We start from the raw sequence: 3,241 nt of genomic DNA on the forward strand, positions 1-3,241 counted from the left end.
AAGAAAAGCTGGGCGGGTTTTTGAGCGCAAAAAAGAGGAGATTAAAACTAAAAATTCCTTTATATTTTGCAAAGATCAGCTCATCGAGAGCTTTAAAATGTCCATTAGCGCGATATTTTCGCATAAACTAAGATCGATTTTGACGATGTTAGGCATCATCATCGGCATCGCCTCGGTTATCTGCGTAGTAGCTCTCGGTAAGGGTTCGGAGGAGAAAATTTTATCCGAGATCCGTAAAATTGGCACCAATACGATTGATATCTTTCCCGGTAAAAATTTCGGCGACGTGCGTGCGGGCTTCGTGAGCACCCTTACGATAAGCGATTCTAAAGTTTTGGCGCGCCAGCCCTACGTCGATTATGCCACACCAAATGCTTCTGCAAGCGGTACGGCAACATATGCTAATTTAAGCTCCAAGGCTCAACTGCGCGGCGGCGGCGTGAATTCTTTGGCGGTTAATGGCATAGATATAGAAGATGGTAGAAATTTTAGCGACGATGATATTAAAAATTCTGCCTCTGTCGCGATTATCGATCCAAACACTAAAAAAACATTTTTCAAAAACACCGATCCTATCGGCAAGACGATTCTATTTTTCGGCAAGCCGCTTAAAATCATAGGCGTTTCGGGTAAGGATAAGAACGCCTTCGGAAGTAGCGAAAATTTAAGAATTTACGCGCCGTATTCAACCGTGATGAATAAAATTACGGGCGATCGAAAAATAGGCTCGATCACTATCAAAATAAAAGACGACGTCGATACTCATGTGGCTGAAGAGAGCCTAACTCAGCTGCTTATCCAAAGGCACGGCTCGCGAGATTTTCATACTATGAATGCGGATACTATTAAGCAAACGGTCGAAAGTACCGTAGGCACGATGACGATTCTGATCTCCTCGATCGCGGTGATCTCGCTCGTCGTCGGCGGTATCGGCGTGATGAATATCATGCTCGTAAGCGTTACCGAGCGCACGCGCGAAATCGGCATAAGAATGGCGATCGGCGCGAAGCAATCCAATATCTTGCAGCAGTTTTTGATAGAGGCGATCTTGCTTTGCTCGCTAGGCGGAGCTTTGGGAATTTTAATCGCTTTGGCGCTTGGATTTGCGTTTAATACCATAAGCCCGGATTTTGCGATGAAATTTACTACTGCGCCTTTCGTGATCGCCTTTGCGGCGTCGTCCGCGATCGGTATAGTTTTCGGCTATCTGCCGGCAAGAAACGCCAGCAGATTAAATCCGATAGATGCTTTAGCACAAGAATAACCAAGGAGAGAAAATGATAAATTCCAAAGTAATTTTAAGCGGCGTTTTAGCTGTTTTTATCGGCGGTTGTGCCTCAAATCAAAGTGAGGTCGAATTTAAACCTGTAGAGCATTTCAAGGACGAAAATGCAAGCTATGAAATTGATACGCTGTGGTATAAAAAATATGGCGAATCATACCTAAATAAGCTTGTAGATCAAGCCCTTGCGAATAACTACGATCTAAAAACAGCGGCTTTAAACGTTGAGAGTGCTTATGCAAATTTAGGGCTAAGCAGGGCTGATCTTTTTCCTACGCTAAGCAGCTCGTGGAGTGCGGGCGCTAATCGCGACATAAGCACCGGCTCGAATTGGAACAAAACCTATAGTTCGGGCTTTAACGTAAGCTATGAGCTTGATCTTTTCGGCAAAATCCGCTCGGCGGTAAATGCCGAGGGCTGGAACGCCAAAGCTAGCGAGTTTGACCTTGAAAATACTCGCCTGACTCTTATAAATTCCGTCGTAAGCGGCTACTTCGAGATGCTTTATCTAAACGATTCGCTAAAATGGACAAAACAGAATTTAAGCGATTACCGAGAGATCGAAAAAATAATCAAGGCAAAATACGATTACGGCAAGTCCGAGCAGCTAGATTACAGGCAGATTCAAAATTCTATTCTAGGGCTTGAAAACAAGGTGTTAAGCATTCAAAAAAACATCGAGGATAATCATAAATATATGAGAAATCTCATCTCTTCCAGCTTGCAATTTGATGATAACACCGATTCGATAAATTCCATAGAATTCCAAGGCGTTGATCTAAATGTGCCTTACACGGCGCTTGCTAATCGCCCCGACATTAGAGCCGCGATCGCTAGGCTAAATTCCAGCTTTTACGACGAACAGACCGCTAAGTTAAATTTCTTTCCTAGCGTAAATTTAGGCGCAGGGCTTACTAATGGGCAAGGCGTGAGCGCTAACGATAGCTTCAAGCTAAATTTTTTAAGTGGCAACGTAAGCATAAGTCTGCCGTTTTTGGATTATGCGAGGGTTGAAAACCGCCTTAAAATTTCAGAGATCGCTTTTCGCAAAAACGTCGTAAATTACGAACAGACGCTCTCTAACGCTACGAATGAGGTGCTAAATTTATATAGAATTTACCAGATCAATCTGGCTAGCCTTAAAAATTTAAGTGCCGCTTATGACGAAAAGGCGCGTATTGCCGATCTTTACGCTGCGAAATACGAAGCAGGTTCAAGCGAGCTAAAGGATATGCTAGAAGCCCGCACCGACGCCGTAAACGCTAAGATAAACGAGCTAAATCAAAGATATTTGACGCTACAAAATGAGGCGGCGATTTATCGCGCGATGGCAGGTAAATTTAAACGCAAATGAAAAAGGCTTTGATATTTTGGTTGCTTTGCAGCGCGATATTTGCTGATTCCACGGCACTAAGAGCGCAAGATGACTCAGTAAGCCTTGGTGCCAGCGCTTACGTTGCGAACGATAAACAATCGGAATTTGAGAAAAACCATAATGAAATTATGCTAAATCGTCAAAAAAATGAACTAGATAGGCAAAGCCTGCAAAATAATTTGCAACGTGAATCAAAAGGCGTAGGCGATCACGATGATTTTTCGATTAAAAAACAGCCGATGCAAGATATCAAGGAGCGAAACAATAAAAATGAGAAGGACTTAAAACTGCGCCGTAAAAAGCTGCAAGGCGACGCTTATCGGCGCTAGGGCTGCTTTTGTTTATCGGTTTTTAAGTAAAGTTTCTATAAAATCTCCGCTTTACATTTTCTTAAAGGAACAGTTATGAAAAGAACGTACCAACCCCACAATACCCCTAAAAAGCGTACTCACGGCTTTCGCGTCCGCATGAAAACAAAAAACGGTCGCAGAGTTTTAAGTGCAAGACGTGCTAAAGGCAGAAGAAGATTGGCTGCGTAGGCGAATTTGCTGCGATAAGCGATAGCAGGGTTTTTTCGGAGGTTT

Annotated in this window: 4 protein-coding genes; all 4 read left to right on the forward strand. The window is 43.3% G+C overall.

Annotated elements, in window-relative coordinates; translation table 11 throughout:
• A partial coding sequence (locus tag Q0256_RS09440) for an ABC transporter permease (protein ID WP_297962469.1) occupies window positions 1-1,264 on the forward strand: 1,264 nt, incomplete at its 5' end.
• A gap of 13 nt (window positions 1,265-1,277) precedes the next feature.
• A complete protein-coding gene (locus tag Q0256_RS09445) occupies window positions 1,278-2,636 on the forward strand; it encodes an efflux transporter outer membrane subunit (protein ID WP_005873225.1) in 1,359 nt (452 codons plus the stop codon).
• Window positions 2,633-2,986 (forward strand): hypothetical protein, encoded by a 354-nt coding sequence (locus Q0256_RS09450; RefSeq protein WP_297962471.1) that lies wholly within the window; start codon window positions 2,633-2,635, stop codon window positions 2,984-2,986. The genes Q0256_RS09445 and Q0256_RS09450 overlap by 4 nt, the downstream gene beginning before the upstream one ends.
• 75 nt (window positions 2,987-3,061) lie before the next feature.
• Entirely contained in the window at window positions 3,062-3,196 is a 135-nt protein-coding gene (gene rpmH / locus Q0256_RS09455; protein WP_005873223.1) for a 50S ribosomal protein L34, read from the forward strand.
• Window positions 3,197-3,241 lie beyond the last annotated feature (45 nt).

It is taken from the genome of uncultured Campylobacter sp., assembly GCF_937949835.1.
In the GTDB taxonomy this organism is placed as follows: domain Bacteria; phylum Campylobacterota; class Campylobacteria; order Campylobacterales; family Campylobacteraceae; genus Campylobacter_B.